This window comes from Gibbsiella quercinecans (assembly GCF_002291425.1).
Taxonomy (GTDB): Bacteria; Pseudomonadota; Gammaproteobacteria; order Enterobacterales; family Enterobacteriaceae; genus Gibbsiella; species Gibbsiella quercinecans.
Map to the genome: position 1 here is coordinate 4,354,034 of NZ_CP014136.1, position 16,045 is coordinate 4,370,078.

Consider the following 16,045-nt stretch of genomic DNA (forward strand, 5'->3'; position numbering starts at 1 on the left):
CAAAAAGGGCGCTGTGACAGCGCCCTTTTTTTGGCTTAAGCCCCAGACAGCAGGGCGGCAGGCATTGGCGATCAGAAACTGTAGTTGAAGTTGGCGCCGTACAGCCAGGCCCGGCCTTTGGACTGGAAGGTATAGGGGCCTTCCGTGATGGAGACTTTCTGGCCGCGCATATAGGATACGCCCACGTCTACCGAGGCATCCTTACTGATGGCATAGGTGGTGCCTGCGCTCAGCCAGAGGCGATCCTGATCCGGGATGGAAATGGAACGGTTTTCTGCCGGCACCGGGCTGTCATCGAAGGCGATACCGGTACGGAAGGTCCAGGTATCGTCGTAGTAGTAGGTGGTGCCGAGAGCAATGCGGTAGGCATCGCGGAAGCCTTCATGTTTCTGGAACAGCGTCTGGCCGTTACTGCCGGTGGCCTTCAACTCCTGGAACTGGCTCCAACTGGTGTAGGCCAGGCTATAGTGCACCGCCCATTTGGGCGCCACTTTGTTATAACCCGACACTTCCCACATTTCCGGCAAATTCAGCGTCAGCGAGCCGGGGATCGTGTTACCGCCGGTACCGTACGGCAGCCCCATGGCCTGGGTGATCTGGTTCAGCGCCGGCGGCAGGTTGCTGCTGTAATCGCCGTCGAAGTCAATTTTCACTTCCGAACGGTAGGTGAAGCCGTAGCGGTTGTTATCGTCCACTTCGTACAGAATGCCGGCGTTCCAGCCGTAGCCCCATTTATCGCCTTTCAAATGGGCGATCTGGGTATCTGCCGGCAGGCTGCCCACTGCGCCGGCGTAGGCCGCCGGCACCTGGCCGGAGGCCACCGCCAACTGAGGCAGATCGCCGGCGTAGCGCTCGATTTTGGCGCGGGCATACACCGCATCAAAGCCCAGGCCAAAACTAAGGTGTTGGTTCAGGCGGTAGGCGGCGCTCAGGTTCAGGTTCAGGGTTTCCAGATCGGTCGTGCCGCCGTAGGCGCCGGCGGCATAGCCGCTGTTAAACTCGGTGGCCAGGCCGTAGTTGCTGGTGATCGAACCGCCCACCGCCCATTGATCGTTGATCGGGTGAATGTAATGCAGGTTTGGTACCCAGGCGGTGGGAGCGATATTTTTTGCATCCAGGCTGGCGCCTGAAGGTGAACGCCCGGAGATATCCACGTCCGGATCGATGAATATCGCGCCGATGGAGAACACCGGGCGATCGAACATCATCATGGTGGCCGGGTTACGGCTGGCCGAGGCGGCGGTATCCGCCATTGCGCCTTCGCCAGAATACGCGCGCCCCAAACCAACGGCGGAAAACTCGTTCAGCTGGAACCCAGCGGCATATACGTTTGAAGTCATCATCGCCACTGCAACTGCGAGTGCTGATTTAGTGAACAGGTTTTTCTGGCTCATGACCAAAACCTCATTGTGTTTATTATGATAGCTATTGTTACACCGGGTAACAAAGGAGCGCGGATTGTAGGGTTCGTAAGCATCCCAACAAATCTGACCAGTTGCTGAATTATAGGGTTGACTCCCGGTAATGTTGCAAATTTGTTTATAGAAATTTAATGATTTGATCTTGAAAAGGAGATCCGCCTAACAAAAAAATGCGCAAAATAACAAAATTCCTACCCTCTGATAGCAACTGCTGATTTTTATTTGTGATATCCATCACTTAAAACACCCAAAGAAAGTAAGTGCTAGTGATTAGTCGGCGGTGAGGGTAAAATAATCAGCAGATTTTTGTGTTTTTGCGCCAGATCATTATTGGCAATCGGGGCCCGGCGCCCCGCGTGAGGAGATAGCCCTATGTCAGATGCAATTAACAAATGCAGTGCACAGGAAACCGCAGCATGCTGCTGTGTGGATGTCGGCACCATAATGGACAACACCGATTGCACCGCTTCCTACAGCCGCGTGTTCGCCAACCAGCAGGAGGCGGAAACCACCCTGGCGGCGCTGTCTGAAAAAGCGCGCGCCGTGGAATCTGAACCCTGCGCGATTAACAGCAGCGTCAAGCCGGTTGACGGCGGCGTGCAGCTCGACGTCGATTTCACCTTTGCCTGCCAGGCTGAAACCTTGATTTTCCAACTCGGCCTGCGTTAAGCGCTACGCGTACTGCCATGCGCGGGCTGCCCGCGCATCATCTCGCTTCCCTCTCCACGTTAGAAAGTTGCTCCCGCTCGCAGTTTTCACTTTTGCCGGTTTGCCAAATGTAAATATTTGGTTAACAATGACCTTCGATCAGGTCAGACCTCTTCTCGTTACCCATGGTGCTGACGTTCTCTTTTTCAGGAGCTTCACCGATGAGTAAGGCTTTGCCGCTGCTGACCCGCCAGGGGGACCGCATTGCGATTGTAAACGGCCTTCGTACGCCCTTTGCCAAACAGGCGACGGCCTATCACGGCATTCCAGCGATGGATCTGGGCAAGATGGCCGTGAGTGAACTGCTGGCGCGCAGCGGGATTGATCCGCAGCTTATTGAACAACTGGTGTTTGGCCAGGTGGTGCAAATGCCGGAGGCGCCCAACATAGCGCGTGAAATCGTGCTCGGCACCGGGATGAGCGTGCATACCGATGCCTACAGCGTTTCACGCGCCTGCGCCACCAGCTTCCAGGCGATTGCCAACGTGGCCGAAAGCATCATCGCCGGTAATATCGGCATTGGCATCGCCGGCGGTGCGGACTCGTCCTCGGTGTTGCCTATCGGCGTCAGTAAAGCGTTGGCGCGCACGCTGGTGGATGCCAGCAAGGCGCGAACGTTGGCGGGACGCCTGAAATTATTTAGCAAACTGAAACTGCGCGATCTGCTGCCGGTGCCGCCCGCGGTGGCGGAATACTCCACCGGTTTGCGCATGGGCGATACCGCGGAGCAAATGGCCAAAACCTATGCGATCGGCCGCGAAGAGCAAGACGCGTTGGCGCACCGTTCCCATACGCTTGCCGCCCAGGCCTGGGCGCAGGGGCTGCTGCTTGATGAAGTGATGACCGCCTATGTGCCGCCTTACAACACCGCGCTTGCCGAAGACAACAACATCCGCAAAGACTCCAGCCTTGCGGCCTACGCCAGGCTAAAACCAGCGTTCGATCGTACGCATGGCAGCGTGACCGCGGCCAACAGCACGCCGTTGACCGATGGCGCGGCGGCCGTGCTGATGATGAGCGAGGCGCGCGCCAGGGAACTGGGGCTGGCGCCGCTGGGTTATCTGCGCAGCTATGCATTCACGGCGATCGACGTCCGGCAGGATATGCTGCTGGGCCCGTCCTATGCCACGCCGCTGGCGTTGGCGCGTGCCGGTATCACGCTGGCAGATCTGGCTCTGATTGATATGCATGAAGCCTTTGCCGCCCAGACGCTGGCCAACCTGAAAATGTTCGCCAGCCCCACGTTTGCCCGTGAGAAACTGGGCCTGGCGCAGGCGATAGGCGAGGTGGATATGGATAAATTCAACGTGCTGGGTGGTTCTATCGCCTATGGTCATCCGTTCGCCGCCACCGGGGCGCGCATGGTGACGCAAACGCTGCATGAGCTGAAACGCCGTGGCGGCGGGCTGGGGCTGGCAACGGCCTGCGCCGCGGGCGGGCTTGGGGCGGCAATGGTGGTGGAGGCGGCATGATGCGCACGGAAAACGCACTGCACGAACAGCGCGCCAAACCTTCGGCGTTCCAATTCACGCTGCGGCCGGACAACATTGGCGTGATCACCATTGATGTGCCGGATGAGAAGGTGAATACCCTCAAGGCAGAGTTTGCCGAGCAGATAAATGCCGTGTTGCTGAAGGCGCAGCAGATTGCCGCGCTAGAAGGGCTGGTGATTATCTCCGGCAAGCCGGATTCGTTTATCGCCGGCGCGGATATCAGCATGATTGCCGCCTGCGCCAGCCGCGAGGCGGCACAAACGCTGGCGAAAAAAGGCCAGTGCACCCTGGCGCAAATCGCGGCGTTCCCGGTGCCGGTGGTGGCGGCTATCCACGGCGCCTGTCTGGGCGGCGGGTTGGAACTGGCGCTCGCCTGCCATAGCCGCGTTTGTTCGCTGGACGATAAAACCGTGCTGGGGTTGCCGGAAGTGCAACTGGGGTTGCTGCCCGGTTCTGGCGGCACTCAACGGTTGCCGCGTTTGGTGGGCGCCAGTCGGGCGCTGGATATGATGCTGACCGGCAAACACCTGCGTGCCCGCCAGGCGTTGCGCAGCGGGCTGGTGGACGATGCCGTGCCGCAAGCGATCCTGCTGCAGACGGCGGTGGCACAGGTTAGACAAGGCTGGCGCGCGCAGCGGCAGCTGCCATGGCGCGAGCGGTTGTTGAACGGGCCGCTGGGCCGCAGCCTGTTGTTCAGCATCGTGCGGCGCAAAACGCGGGAAAAAACGCGCGGCAACTACCCGGCGGCGGAACGTATCATCCAGGTGGTCAGAACCGGGCTCGATAGTGGCAGCCGCAGCGGTTACGAAGCGGAAGCCCTGGCGTTTGGCGAGCTGGCGATGTCGCCGCAGTCGGCGGCGTTGCGTAGCCTGTTCTTTGCCGCGACGGCGCTGAAGAAGGCGCGCGGCAGCGAAGCGCAACCGCATCCGCTGCGCCGTGTCGGCATCCTCGGCGGCGGCCTGATGGGCGGCGGCATTGCCTGCGTTACCGCCACCCGCGGCGAACTGCCGGTGCGCATTAAAGACGTTGATACGCAGGGGATCAATCGCGCTTTGCAATATACCTGGAACCTGCTGGGTAAACGGGTGCGCAGTAAACGCCTGCGCCCGGCGCAGCGGCAAAAACAGATGATGCTGATTTCCGGCGCAACCAACTGGTGCGGCTTTGAACAGGTGGATATCGTTATTGAAGCCGTGTTTGAGGAACTGGCGCTCAAGCAGCAGATGGTGGCCGAAGTTGAACAGCACGCGGCGCCGCACACGGTCTTCGCGTCTAATACGTCATCGCTGCCAATTGCCCAGATCGCCGCCAACGCGGCGCGGCCACAGCAGGTGATCGGCCTGCATTACTTCAGCCCGGTGGAAAAAATGCCGCTGGTGGAAGTGATCCCCCATGCCGGCACCAGCGATGAAACGATCGCCACCGCGGTGGCGCTGGCGCACAAACAGGGGAAAACCGCGATCGTGGTGGCCGATCGCGCCGGTTTCTACGTCAACCGTATTTTGGCGCCCTATATCAATGAAGCGGCGCGTTGCCTGCTGGATGGGGAGCCGATCGAATCGCTGGATCGGGCGCTGGTGGATTTTGGTTTCCCGGTTGGCCCGATAACGCTGCTGGACGAAGTGGGCATTGACGTGGGCACCAAGATTATCCCGGTGCTGGAAGCTGAACTTGGGCCGCGCTTTGCCGCGCCGGCGGCATTTGATGCGCTGCATAAAGACGGGCGCAAAGGGCGCAAGAACGGCCGCGGTTTTTATCTTTACCCCACGGGGAAAGTGCGCTGGCGTTGGCGCAAGCGGGTTGACGAGCGCGTTTATACTCTTCTGGGCATCACGCCGAAGGCGCATATCCCCCATGCGTTGATCGCCCAGCGCTGCGTAATGATGATGCTCAATGAGGCGGTTCGCTGCCTGGATGAAGGCGTGGTGCGCAGTGCGCGCGACGGGGATATCGGCGCGGTGTTCGGCATTGGTTTCCCGCCGTTCCTCGGCGGCCCGTTTCGTTACATCGATCGCTTGGGGGCGGCGGAGGTGGTGAAAATCCTGGCCCATCTACAGCAACAGTACGGCGAGCATTTCGCGCCCTGCGAACGCTTGCAGCAGATGGCGCAGCAGGGCGCGCGTTTCTACCCGTGAAAGGCCGCGCGCGGCCGGCAATGCGCCAACGGTGCGTGCAATGATCAACGGTGGGGCGTGGCGCTGTGGTTATCAATAAAATTCATCTCGTTGAAGATTAAATATTAAGCTGTTGAATGGGGAGCAGATACGCCGGAAATTCTGCGGCCGTTGCCGCTGATGTAAAAAACAGCGTTTTCTTTTACCGGAACTTTCAGGCAAAATGCCCGGTCATCACAGAGAGACGGTGCGTTATCGTTGGGGGGAAATCCCGCGATGTGGTAAGTGTGCGCGGCGTTTCTGTTATACCCTATAGCCCAAGTGCAGCCCACACGCCTGTAACTTACACGATGGCGGGTATAGCGTTTTTTGGCTAACAACAGCGGTGCAATATGCAAGTTTTGATCATGCGTCACGGAGCGGCAGAACTCGATGCCGCCAGCGATTCGGTAAGGCCTTTAACTACCGGCGGTCGTGATGATTCACGCCAAATGGCGGCCTGGTTAAGCACCAAGCCGGTGGATATTGAACGGGTGCTGGTCAGCCCTTATCTGCGGGCACAGCAAACCCTGGAAGCGGTGCGTGAAGCGTTGCCACTGCCCGAAGGCGCTGAAGTGCTGCCGGAACTGACTCCCGGCGGCGACGCGGGCCTGGTGAGCTGCTATCTGCAGGCTCTGGCAAAAGAAGGGGTAGGGGCCGTGTTGGTTATCTCTCACTTGCCGCTGGTGGGTTACCTGGTGGCGGAACTGTGCCCGGGTGAATCCGCTCCTATGTTCGCCACTTCGGCCATTGCGGATGTTGAACTGGCCGCCGACGGCAGCGCCGGAAGCTTTGAATGGCAGGTTGCGCCGTCGCAATTGACGGTAAAAGCCTAGGCTGTGTCCCGCAATAGGTCGTGGTGCCGTCGTTGCGTCCAAAGCCCGTCATCACCCGGTCAACCGCAAGGGCGATGCATGGCATCGCCCTTGGTGTTTTTTAATCGGCCAGATCGACCAAAATCAGAATGGCTGCATTGCCGCCCCATTCTTTCGGTGCCTGATGGAACGCCAGCACGGCCGGATGCTGTGCCAGCCACAGTGGCGTTTGCTGTTTGAGAATATGCTTGCCGTGGCCGTGCATCACGCAGGCGCAGTGCACATGTTCGCGCTGGCAGGCCGCCAGCAGCGCCCCCAGCTCCTGCTTGGCTTGTTTTTGCGTCAGCCCATGCAGATCCAGGAACAAATCCGGCACATAATCCCCGCGGCGCAGCTTTTTCAGCTCAAAATGGCTGTAACCCGGGCGCACATAGCGTGCCGGGCCGTCTTCGTCGAGCAGCGGCTGAAATTCATCGGAAAAATAAAAGCTGGCATCAACCTGCTCCTGCAGCAGGCGCTGCGGGGCCGCCTGCCGGAACCTGGCCTTTGGCTTGGGGTGGACAATGGTATCCTGCCGCAGTGTTCTTGCGCCGGCCACCGATTCCCTGAAGAGCTGTACTTCATCTTTGCTCAGAGAGGGTTTATTTTTCATTATTTATTCACCGGATATCGTCGTTTAAGCGAATAGTTTACCGTCTTGCCATGTTCTGTCGACGCAAAACTGCCGGCTTCACCCCGCGGCAACGGCGGCGAGCGACTATTGCTGCTGATTTGTCGCTGGCTTCATGGCAAACTATGCGGCTATAGAGTGATTATCATGCCTGCCGGAGGGCAAATTGGACAAAATTTTCGTCGATGAAGCAGTCAGTGAACTGCACACCATCCAGGATATGCTGCGCTGGACCGTAAGCCGCTTTAACGCCGCCGCTATCTATTATGGGCATGGCACCGACAATCCATGGGACGAAGCGGTGCAGCTGGTGTTGCCCAGCCTGTACCTGCCGCTTGATATTCCGGAAGACATGCATACCGCCCGCCTGACCTCCAGCGAGCGCCACCGTATCGTTGAGCGCGTGATTCGCCGCGTCAACGAGCGCATCCCGGTCGCCTACCTGACCAATAAAGCCTGGTTCTGCGGCATGGAGTTCTACGTGGATGAAAGCGTGCTGGTGCCGCGTTCACCGATCGGCGAATTGATCAACGCGCGTTTCAGCGGCCTGGTGCCGCATGCTCCGCGGCATATTCTGGATATGTGCACCGGCAGCGGCTGCATCGCCATCGCCTGCAGCTACGCGTTCCCGGAAGCCGAAGTGGACGCTGTGGACATTTCCAGCGACGCGCTGGCGGTGACCGAACGCAACATACAGGCGCATGGCGTTGAACAGCAGGTGATCCCGATTCGCTCCGATCTGTTCCGCGATGTGCCGGCGATCCAATACGATCTGATCGTCACCAACCCGCCGTACGTCGACGCCGAAGATATGTCCGATCTGCCGCAGGAATTCCGCTTTGAGCCGGAGCTGGGCCTGGCCGCCGGCCACGATGGCCTGGATCTGGTGCGCCGCATTCTGGCCTGCGCGCCGGATTTCCTCAGCGATGACGGCGTGCTGATTTGTGAAGTCGGCAACAGCATGGTACATGTTATGGAACAGTATCCGGATATTCCGTTCACCTGGCTGGAGTTCGAAAACGGCGGTGACGGTGTGTTCATGCTGACCAAACAGCAATTGGTCGGCTGTGAAGCGCATTTTAGCGCGTACCGCAACTAATGTACTCACCAGGCCCGCAGCGCCGGGCCTGATAACGATAATAATCAACGGTAAAAGGAGCCGTGATGGCAGGGAACAGTATTGGGCAAATCTTCCGCGTCACCACTTTTGGTGAATCCCACGGTGTGGCGCTGGGATGTATCGTCGATGGCGTGCCGCCGGGCATCCCATTGACGGAAGCCGACTTACAACACGATTTGGATCGCCGCCGCCCAGGCACTTCCCGCTATACCACCCAACGCCGCGAGCCGGACCAGGTGCGTATTCTTTCCGGGGTGTTCGAGGGGGTAACGACCGGCACCAGCATCGGCCTGATCATTGAAAACACCGATCAGCGCTCGCAGGATTACGGGGCGATTAAAGATCTGTTCCGCCCAGGGCACGCTGATTATACCTATGAGCAAAAATACGGCGTGCGCGATTACCGCGGCGGCGGCCGTTCCTCGGCGCGTGAAACCGCGATGCGCGTGGCCGCAGGGGCGATCGCCAAAAAATACCTGGCGCAGAAGTTTGGCGTGACCGTGCGCGGTTACCTGGCGCAGATGGGGGACGTTCACTGTGAACTGAAAGATTGGGAACAGGTTGAGCAGAACCCCTTCTTTTGCCCGGATCCCGCCAAACTGGAAGCGCTGGATGAATTGATGCGCGCCCTGAAGAAAGAAGGGGATTCGATTGGCGCGAAGGTCAGCGTAGTGGCTGAAAACGTGCCGGCCGGGCTTGGTGAACCGGTATTCGATCGCCTTGATGCCGATCTGGCCCATGCGCTGATGAGCATCAATGCGGTGAAAGGCGTGGAAATCGGCGATGGTTTTGCCGTGGTCACCAAGCGTGGCAGCGAAAACCGCGATGAAATCACCCCGCAGGGCTTCCAGAGCAACCATGCCGGCGGCATTCTGGGCGGTATCAGCAGCGGCCAGCCGGTGATCGCCCATCTGGCGCTGAAACCGACCTCCAGCATTACGGTGCCCGGGCGCACGATCAATCGCCAGGGCGAAGCGGTGGAAATGATCACCCGCGGCCGCCACGATCCCTGCGTTGGCATCCGTGCGGTGCCGATCGCCGAGGCGATGATGGCGATCGTGCTGATGGATCACCTGCTGCGCCAGCGTGCGCAAAACGGTGATGTGGCTTCCCCGGTTCCGCGTTGGTAGCCGCCATGAAAAACGTAATGTTCGGCCTTGTTGCGTTGCTGGCTTCGGCGTCTGCGATGGCGCTCACGCCGTGGCAGAAGATCGATCACCCGGTCGCCGGCGCGCCGCAGGCCATCGGTGGCTTCTCTAATGGCTGCCTGATTGGCGCGCAGCCGCTGCCGCTGGAAGCGGCGGATTATCAGGTGATGCGTACCGACCAACGCCGTTATTTCGGCCACCCGGATCTGCTGGCGTTTATTCAACGCCTGGGCAGCGAGGCCCGGCAGAATGCGCTGGGCACCGTCCTGATCGGCGACATGGCGATGCCGGCCGGCGGGCGCTTTAGCAGCGGCCACGCCAGCCACCAGTCGGGGCTGGACGTGGATATCTGGCTGCAATTGCCGCGCCAGCGCTGGTCGCAGCAGCAACTACTGAAGCCGCAGCCGATCGATCTGGTTTCCGCCGACGGCAAGCGTGTCGTGGAGCGCCAGTGGCAGCCGCAGGTGGGCCAGTTGATCAAGCTGGCGGCGCAGGATCACGAGGTCACGCGTATTTTTGTCAATCCAGCGATCAAGCAGCGCCTGTGTGAAGATGCCGGCAGCGATCGCGCGTGGCTGCAAAAGGTGCGGCCGTGGTTTGGCCATCGTGCGCACATGCACGTGCGTTTGCGCTGCCCGGCGGGCAGCCTGGAGTGCAAGGAGCAGGATGCGCCGCCGGCAGGCGATGGCTGCGGCGCTGAATTGGCAAGCTGGTTTAAGCCGCATCTGCCGAGCGCGAAGCCCGGTAAACCTGTACCGCCGCCTTTGCCGCCTGCCTGCCAGGCGTTGTTGGATAATCATTTCACTGCGGAATAATTCATGGATTGGCTTGTTGCAGGTCCCGGGCTTCTCGGGATCTTGTTTGCTGTGGCGTTATTGGCTGGGTTTATCGATTCGATTGCGGGCGGCGGCGGTTTGCTGACCGTGCCGGCGTTACTGGCCGTCGGCGTGCCGCCGGCGCAGGCGTTGGCCACCAACAAGCTGCAATCGGTTGGCGGCTCTCTTTCCGCCAGCCTGTACTTTATCCGCCGCCGCGCGGTGGATCTGCACGATCAGAAGCTGACGATTGCGCTGACCTTGCTAGGTTCGGTGATTGGTGCGCTGCTGGTGCAGTATATGCGGGCCGATCTGCTGCGCCAGATGCTGCCGCTGCTGATTATCGGTATCGGCCTGTACTTCCTGTTCACCCCTCGGCTGGGGGAGAGCGATCGCCAGCGGCGCCTGAGCGCGGTGCCGTTCGGGCTGGTAGCCGGCGGCTGCGTCGGTTTCTACGACGGTTTCTTCGGCCCCGGCGCCGGCTCATTTTATGCCCTGGCTTACGTTACGCTGTGTGGCTTTAACCTGGCGAAATCCACCGCGCATGCCAAAGTGCTGAACTTCACCTCCAACTTTGGCGGCCTGATGTTGTTTATCATCGGCGGAAAGGTGGTGTGGAGCATGGGCCTGGTAATGTTGGTGGGGCAGGTGCTGGGTGCCCGCCTTGGCGCGCACATGGTGCTGACCCGCGGCCAAAAGCTGATCCGGCCGATGATCGTGGTGGTTTCACTGCTGATGAGCCTGAAGTTGCTTTACGATAACCACGGCGCAGAAATCATGCAGTGGCTGGCAGTGCATTTTTAATAGGCGAAACGGGCGGCAAGATGAAATAATTGCCGCCTTATTTTTAGGGTTATTCAGGTTTTTCTATGGCCGAAAAGCATCATTACACCCAACTGATCGACATCTTCAATCAGTGTTTCAGCGGTGATTACAACACGCGCCTGGTAAAAGGCGATGATGAGCCGATCTACCTGCCGGCGAACGACGCGGTGCCCTATAACCGCATTGTCTTCGCCCACGGTTTTTACGCCAGCGGTATGCATGAGATTTCCCACTGGTGCATCGCCGGCGAACAACGCCGGACGTTGGTGGATTTTGGTTACTGGTACTGCCCGGACGGGCGCGACGCCCAGACGCAAAGCGAATTTGAAGCGGTGGAGATCAAGCCACAGGCGTTGGAGTGGATGTTCTGCGTGGCGGCGGGCTTCCCGTTCAACGTCAGTTGCGACAACCTGAACGGGGACTGCGAGCCGGATCGCATCGTCTTCCAGCGTAAAGTGCGCGCACGGGTGTTGGAACTGCTGGAGCAGGGGATACCCACACGGCCTGCGCGCTTTATTCAGGCGCTACAATCGTTTTACAATACGCCCCCGTTAACGGCGGAGCACTTCCCCTATCCGGAAGATCTCAACTGAATGAGTTTAAGAGGAAATTTGATGATCGCAGAAGTTGAAGCGCGCATTCTGGCGCTGATTGATGACATGGTAGAACACGCCAGCGATGATGAACTGTTTGCCGGTGGCTACCTGCGCGGTCATTTGACGCTGGCGGTGGCTGAAGTGGAAGAGAACGGTGAGCATACGGCCGAAGCACTGAAGGCCCGCGTGCAGCACAGCCTGGATAAAGCCATCCGCGCCGGTGAGCTTTCCCCGCCGGATCAGATCTTGGTGCTGGGGATGTGGGAGAATTTGTACCAAAAGGCGCTGCCCACCGCCTGATTTTTTTCGCCCTCACCCTAACCCTCTCCCGCCGGGAGAGGGGATCGTCTGCCGCCGTTTGCCGTTTCCGTTATCCCTTCACCCACACCGGTTCACATACTGCTCCCTCACCCTTGGGGAGATGGCCGGGGTGAGGGGCGTTTCAGCACCGATGTACATACTGCTCCCTCTCCCTTGGGGAGAGGGCCGGGGTGAGGGGCGTTTCAGCACCGGTGCACATACTGCTCCCTCTCCCTTGGGAGAGGGCTGGGGTGAGGGGCGTTTCAGCACCGGTGCACGTAATGCTCCCTCTCCCTCGAGGAGATGGCCGGGGTGAGGGGCGTTTCAGCACCGATGTACATACTGCTCCCTCTCCCTCGGGGAGAGGGCTGGGGTGAGGGGCGTTTCAGCACCGGTGCACATACTGCTCCCTCACCCTCTGGGAGAGGGTTGGGGTGAGGGGGATTAAACCGCCTTCCCCTTCAGCAGTTTGCGTACCCACATTCGGTTGGGGTTCAGCGCCGCCAGCATTTCGGCATCGGCGGGCAGGGGTTCACCGAAGATCTGCGCCGCCAGTATTTCCGCGGCCAGTGGGGCAGAGCAAAGCCCGCGGGCGCCTAGCGCGCTCAGAATAAACAGATTCGGATAAACCGGCGCATCGGCTACCGCTTCACCACGCTGGTGTTGCCGCGGCAAATCCTGATAAACATCCAGCGTAGCGGCATAGTCCGGCACGGCGCCTATCATCGGCAGATGGTCGCGCGTTGCGCTGCGTACCCCGCAGCGCGCCTGGCCGCCGCTGACATCCACCTGTCGCGGCCAATCCTGCGCCGGCAGGCAACGCATTAAACGCTGCCGGTTTTCCTGCTGTTCCTCTTCCCGATAGTCGGTGGCGGTATCGCCGCGCTGGTAGCTGGCGCCGATACAGTGCTGCTGATTCGCGGGGTTCACGGGCGTCAGGTAGCCGTCGTAACACAGCACCTGTTTCAGTTTGCCCAGTGCCGGCGTCGTGGGGATATGGGAAACCTGGCCGCGAACGGCATACACCGGCAGCGCGGCGCTTTGCGCCAGCGCCGCTAAGGCGTGGCCGCAGGCCAGAACCACCGTGGCGTGCCGCTGGGTTGCGCCATCGGCAAACTCCAGCCGCCAGCCCTGTGCGTCCTGATCCAGCGTTGTGAGGCGGTGTTGATAGCGGCAGACCAGCCCCTGACTTTGCGCCAACGTGACGGCGCTGCGCGTCAGCTCGGCCGGGCACAGCCAACCGCCCAGCGGGTAGTGAGCGCCGCCAAAGCCGCTGTCGACGCCGCAAAGCGCGCTCAGTGCGTGCCGATCGGCCGCCTGCACCAGTTCCGGCGGCCAGAGGGCGGTCAGCATTCGCTCGATTTTACCTGCGCTTTTCTCGTCATAGGCCAGTTGGCTGACGCCGCACCACTGGTGAGCGAACGCGACGCCGCGCTGCTCTAGCGCGTCATATAGCCGGCGGGCAAAGGGGAAGGCGGAGCAAAAGAAACGCTCCAGGGCATCATTGCGGCCGTTCAGCAAAGGGTACAACGCCCCCTGGCGGTTGCCGGATGCACCTTCTGCGGGTTGCCCATCGGCGCAATAGAGCGTGACGTGGGCGCCGCGCCGCTGTAATGCCAGGGCGATGAGGGCGCTGGCGATGCCGCCGCCGACAATGGCAACGTCTTCAGGCGTGTGCGCCGCCGGGCGATGGAACCAAGGCGTTGGGTCGGCGGCGGGCTGCGCATCGGCCGGCATCCAGCCGGTGAGCATTTCCCGCTTTTGGCCAAACCCTTTGCATTTTTCCACCGTGAAGCCGGCCTGCTGCAGGCCCCGGCGCACAAAGCCGGCGGCGGTGAAGGTAGCGAAGCTGCCCTGCGGGCGCGCCAGACGCGCCATGGCGCTAAACAGCGCCGGGCTCCACATGTCGGGGTTTTTCGCCGGGGCGAAGCCGTCGAGAAACCAGGCGTCAATCTGTTGGTTCATGCTGTGATCGAGCGTGGGCAGCAGGGCGTTGACGTCGCCAAACCATAAATCCAGCGTAACGCGCCCACCGTCCAACAGCAGCCGGTGGCAGCCGGGCAGCGGCAATGGCCAGTTGGCGCGCAGTTCCTCGGCGAAGGGCGCCAGCTCCGGCCAGCGCGCATGCGCCGCCGCCAGATCGGCCAACTGCAGTGGGAATTTTTCAAAGCTGACAAAATGCAGGCGTTGCAGCCTGGCTTGCGGGCTCTGCACCCGGAAGGCGTTGAACGCCTGCCACAAGGTCAAAAAATTCAGCCCGGTGCCGAATCCCGTCTCCGCCACCACAAACAGTGGACGTGGGTGCTGCGCAAAACGCTGCGGCAACCGGTTACCGCCCAAAAAAACGTAGCGGGTTTCTTCCAGCCCATCCTGATTGGAAAAATAGACGTCATCGAACTGTTGCGAAACAGGTGTACCCTGTTCATTCCAGGTTAATGCGGCGGTTTGGATGGGGGCGTGATTCACGGCGGTTGCTCATAGCTCAAGGGGTGACGGGATTCTAGCCGCAGCGCCCTCCCGGTGCAAATCAGACAAGAATCACGCTGATCGGACTTGTTCGGCTTACAACTGTACGCTAAAGTGCGTGACGAAATCCCGAATGTAATAATTGTGGAAGAGGTATTGAATGAAACGTGCAGTGATTACTGGCCTGGGCATCGTCTCCAGCATTGGTAACAACCAGCAGGAGGTCCTGGCGAGCCTGCAGGAAGGACGTTCTGGGATCACTTTCTCCCAGGAACTGAAAGATTCCGGCATGCGTAGTCACGTATGGGGCAACGTAAAACTGGATACTACCGGCCTCATCGACCGCAAGGTGGTGCGTTTCATGAGCGACGCATCCATTTACGCATACCTGTCCATGCAAGAAGCCGTCGCTTCTGCCGGCCTGACGGAAGACGTTTACCAAAATAATCCGCGCGTTGGTCTGATCGCCGGTTCTGGCGGCTCCGCCCGTTTTCAGGTGTTCGGTGCCGACGCCATGCGCAGCCCACGCGGTCTGAAAGCCGTTGGTCCTTACGTGGTGACCAAAGCGATGGCTTCCAGCGTTTCCGCCTGCCTGGCTACGCCGTTTAAAATTAATGGCGTTAACTACTCCATCAGTTCTGCCTGTGCGACTTCCGCACACTGCATCGGCAACGCGGTTGAACAAATCCAGATGGGCAAACAGGACATCGTATTCGCCGGCGGCGGCGAAGAGCTGACCTGGGAAATGGCCTGTGAGTTCGATGCGATGGGCGCGCTGTCCACCAAATACAACGATACGCCGGAAAAAGCGTCCCGTACCTATGACGCTAACCGTGACGGTTTCGTTATCGCCGGCGGCGGCGGTATGGTGGTTGTGGAAGAGCTGGAACATGCGCTGGCACGTGGTGCGCACATCTTTGCTGAAGTGGTTGGCTACGGTGCCACCTCTGACGGCGCCGACATGGTTGCTCCGTCGGGCGAAGGCGCAGTGCGCTGCATGAAGATGGCGATGCAAGGTGTTGATACGCCGATCGATTACATCAATACGCACGGCACCTCTACGCCGGTTGGCGATGTGAAAGAACTGGGCGCGATCCGTGAAGTGTTCGGCGACAACGTGCCGGCTATCTCTGCCACCAAGGCAATGACTGGCCACTCGCTGGGCGCCGCTGGTGTGCAGGAAACCATCTACACGCTGTTGATGCTGGAGCACGGCTTTATTGCCCCGAGCATCAATATTGAAACGCTGGATGAGCATGCGAAAGGGATGAACATCATCACTGAACCGACCAAACGTGAACTGACCACCGTGATGACCAACGGGTTCGGCTTTGGCGGCACCAACGCCACGCTGACGCTGCGTAAATACCAGGCATAATCCTGCTGGGTATGCGATCAATCGGGTGCGGCTTGCCGTGCCCGTTTTTTTTTTTACCTTTATTCTGTTTTTTTGATTTAAATCAACATAGTTGCCGCATATTGCTGAATGCCGGGCTGGCTTTGTCAGTTGATGTA

14 protein-coding genes are annotated in these 16,045 nt (G+C 59.8%); 11 read left to right on the forward strand and 3 right to left on the reverse strand.

Going from position 1 to position 16,045, the window contains the following annotated elements:
• Positions 1 to 71 precede the first annotated feature (71 nt).
• The gene (gene fadL, locus ACN28Q_RS19890) at positions 72 to 1,394 is read right to left on the reverse strand and encodes a long-chain fatty acid transporter FadL (RefSeq protein ID WP_095847923.1); all 1,323 of its coding nucleotides are present in this window, start codon (positions 1,392 to 1,394) and stop codon (positions 72 to 74) included.
• Positions 1,395 to 1,805: 411 nt separating this feature from the next.
• Between fadL and ACN28Q_RS19895 the strand changes: the two genes are divergently transcribed.
• The 4 genes from ACN28Q_RS19895 (at position 1,806) to sixA (ending at position 6,611) form a co-directional block, all read left to right on the forward strand.
• On the forward strand, positions 1,806 to 2,090 hold the full coding sequence (locus tag ACN28Q_RS19895; protein ID WP_095849116.1) for a YfcZ/YiiS family protein: 285 nt from the start codon (positions 1,806 to 1,808) through the stop codon (positions 2,088 to 2,090).
• Positions 2,091 to 2,290: 200 nt separating this feature from the next.
• Positions 2,291 to 3,601 carry an acetyl-CoA C-acyltransferase FadI gene (gene fadI, locus ACN28Q_RS19900; protein WP_095847924.1) on the forward strand — a complete coding sequence of 437 codons (1,311 nt, stop codon included), beginning with the start codon at positions 2,291 to 2,293 and terminating at the stop codon, positions 3,599 to 3,601.
• On the forward strand, positions 3,601 to 5,757 hold the full coding sequence (gene fadJ, locus ACN28Q_RS19905) for a fatty acid oxidation complex subunit alpha FadJ (protein ID WP_095849117.1): 2,157 nt from the start codon (positions 3,601 to 3,603) through the stop codon (positions 5,755 to 5,757). Before fadI ends, fadJ begins: the two co-directional genes overlap by 1 nt.
• Positions 5,758 to 6,128: 371 nt before the next feature.
• On the forward strand, positions 6,129 to 6,611 hold the full coding sequence (sixA, locus tag ACN28Q_RS19910; RefSeq protein ID WP_095847925.1) for a phosphohistidine phosphatase SixA: 483 nt from the start codon (positions 6,129 to 6,131) through the stop codon (positions 6,609 to 6,611).
• A 100-nt stretch (positions 6,612 to 6,711) separates the two neighbouring features.
• Here the strand turns inward: sixA and smrB are convergent, their stop codons facing one another.
• Positions 6,712 to 7,242: an endonuclease SmrB gene (smrB, locus tag ACN28Q_RS19915; protein WP_095847926.1), complete on the reverse strand. Its 531-nt coding sequence runs from the start codon at positions 7,240 to 7,242 to the stop codon at positions 6,712 to 6,714.
• A gap of 184 nt (positions 7,243 to 7,426) precedes the next feature.
• On the opposite strand from smrB, the gene prmB reads away from it, so the two are divergent.
• From prmB to ACN28Q_RS19945, 6 genes are all read left to right on the forward strand, one after another.
• Entirely contained in the window at positions 7,427 to 8,359 is a 933-nt protein-coding gene (prmB, locus tag ACN28Q_RS19920; RefSeq protein ID WP_095847927.1) for a 50S ribosomal protein L3 N(5)-glutamine methyltransferase, read from the forward strand.
• A 65-nt stretch (positions 8,360 to 8,424) separates the two neighbouring features.
• Positions 8,425 to 9,510, forward strand: a complete 1,086-nt coding sequence (gene aroC, locus ACN28Q_RS19925; RefSeq protein ID WP_095847928.1) for a chorismate synthase — start codon at positions 8,425 to 8,427, stop codon at positions 9,508 to 9,510.
• A 5-nt stretch (positions 9,511 to 9,515) separates the two neighbouring features.
• Complete coding sequence (gene mepA, locus ACN28Q_RS19930; protein WP_095847929.1) at positions 9,516 to 10,343, forward strand: penicillin-insensitive murein endopeptidase; 828 nt, start codon at positions 9,516 to 9,518, stop codon at positions 10,341 to 10,343.
• Positions 10,344 to 10,346: 3 nt separating this feature from the next.
• On the forward strand, positions 10,347 to 11,147 hold the full coding sequence (locus ACN28Q_RS19935) for a sulfite exporter TauE/SafE family protein (protein WP_095847930.1): 801 nt from the start codon (positions 10,347 to 10,349) through the stop codon (positions 11,145 to 11,147).
• Positions 11,148 to 11,212: 65 nt separating this feature from the next.
• The gene (locus ACN28Q_RS19940; protein ID WP_095847931.1) at positions 11,213 to 11,761 is read left to right on the forward strand and encodes an elongation factor P hydroxylase; all 549 of its coding nucleotides are present in this window, start codon (positions 11,213 to 11,215) and stop codon (positions 11,759 to 11,761) included.
• Between the two features lie 21 nt (positions 11,762 to 11,782).
• Positions 11,783 to 12,064, forward strand: a complete 282-nt coding sequence (locus ACN28Q_RS19945) for a YfcL family protein (protein WP_095847932.1) — start codon at positions 11,783 to 11,785, stop codon at positions 12,062 to 12,064.
• 444 nt (positions 12,065 to 12,508) lie between these two features.
• On the opposite strand, the gene mnmC is transcribed toward ACN28Q_RS19945, so the two are convergent.
• The gene (gene mnmC, locus ACN28Q_RS19950) at positions 12,509 to 14,530 is read right to left on the reverse strand and encodes a bifunctional tRNA (5-methylaminomethyl-2-thiouridine)(34)-methyltransferase MnmC2/FAD-dependent 5-carboxymethylaminomethyl-2-thiouridine(34) oxidoreductase MnmC1 (RefSeq protein WP_095847933.1); all 2,022 of its coding nucleotides are present in this window, start codon (positions 14,528 to 14,530) and stop codon (positions 12,509 to 12,511) included.
• A gap of 160 nt (positions 14,531 to 14,690) precedes the next feature.
• Here mnmC and fabB point away from each other — a divergent pair, with 160 nt between their 5' ends.
• Positions 14,691 to 15,908, forward strand: a complete 1,218-nt coding sequence (fabB, locus tag ACN28Q_RS19955) for a beta-ketoacyl-ACP synthase I (protein ID WP_095847934.1) — start codon at positions 14,691 to 14,693, stop codon at positions 15,906 to 15,908.
• Positions 15,909 to 16,045: the final 137 nt, after the last annotated feature.

Bases quoted from the DNA above. Each gene is read 5' to 3' on its own strand.
- fadL (WP_095847923.1), bottom strand. From the start codon at position 1,394: ATGAGCCAGAAAAACCTGTTCACTAAATCAGCACTCGCAGTTGCAGTG.
- fadI (WP_095847924.1), top strand. From the start codon at position 2,291: ATGAGTAAGGCTTTGCCGCTGCTGACCCGCCAGGGGGACCGCATTGCG.
- fadJ (WP_095849117.1), top strand. From the start codon at position 3,601: ATGCGCACGGAAAACGCACTGCACGAACAGCGCGCCAAACCTTCGGCG.
- sixA (WP_095847925.1), top strand. From the start codon at position 6,129: ATGCAAGTTTTGATCATGCGTCACGGAGCGGCAGAACTCGATGCCGCC.
- smrB (WP_095847926.1), bottom strand. From the start codon at position 7,242: ATGAAAAATAAACCCTCTCTGAGCAAAGATGAAGTACAGCTCTTCAGG.
- aroC (WP_095847928.1), top strand. From the start codon at position 8,425: ATGGCAGGGAACAGTATTGGGCAAATCTTCCGCGTCACCACTTTTGGT.
- mepA (WP_095847929.1), top strand. From the start codon at position 9,516: ATGAAAAACGTAATGTTCGGCCTTGTTGCGTTGCTGGCTTCGGCGTCT.
- ACN28Q_RS19935 (WP_095847930.1), top strand. From the start codon at position 10,347: ATGGATTGGCTTGTTGCAGGTCCCGGGCTTCTCGGGATCTTGTTTGCT.
- ACN28Q_RS19940 (WP_095847931.1), top strand. From the start codon at position 11,213: ATGGCCGAAAAGCATCATTACACCCAACTGATCGACATCTTCAATCAG.
- ACN28Q_RS19945 (WP_095847932.1), top strand. From the start codon at position 11,783: ATGATCGCAGAAGTTGAAGCGCGCATTCTGGCGCTGATTGATGACATG.
- fabB (WP_095847934.1), top strand. From the start codon at position 14,691: ATGAAACGTGCAGTGATTACTGGCCTGGGCATCGTCTCCAGCATTGGT.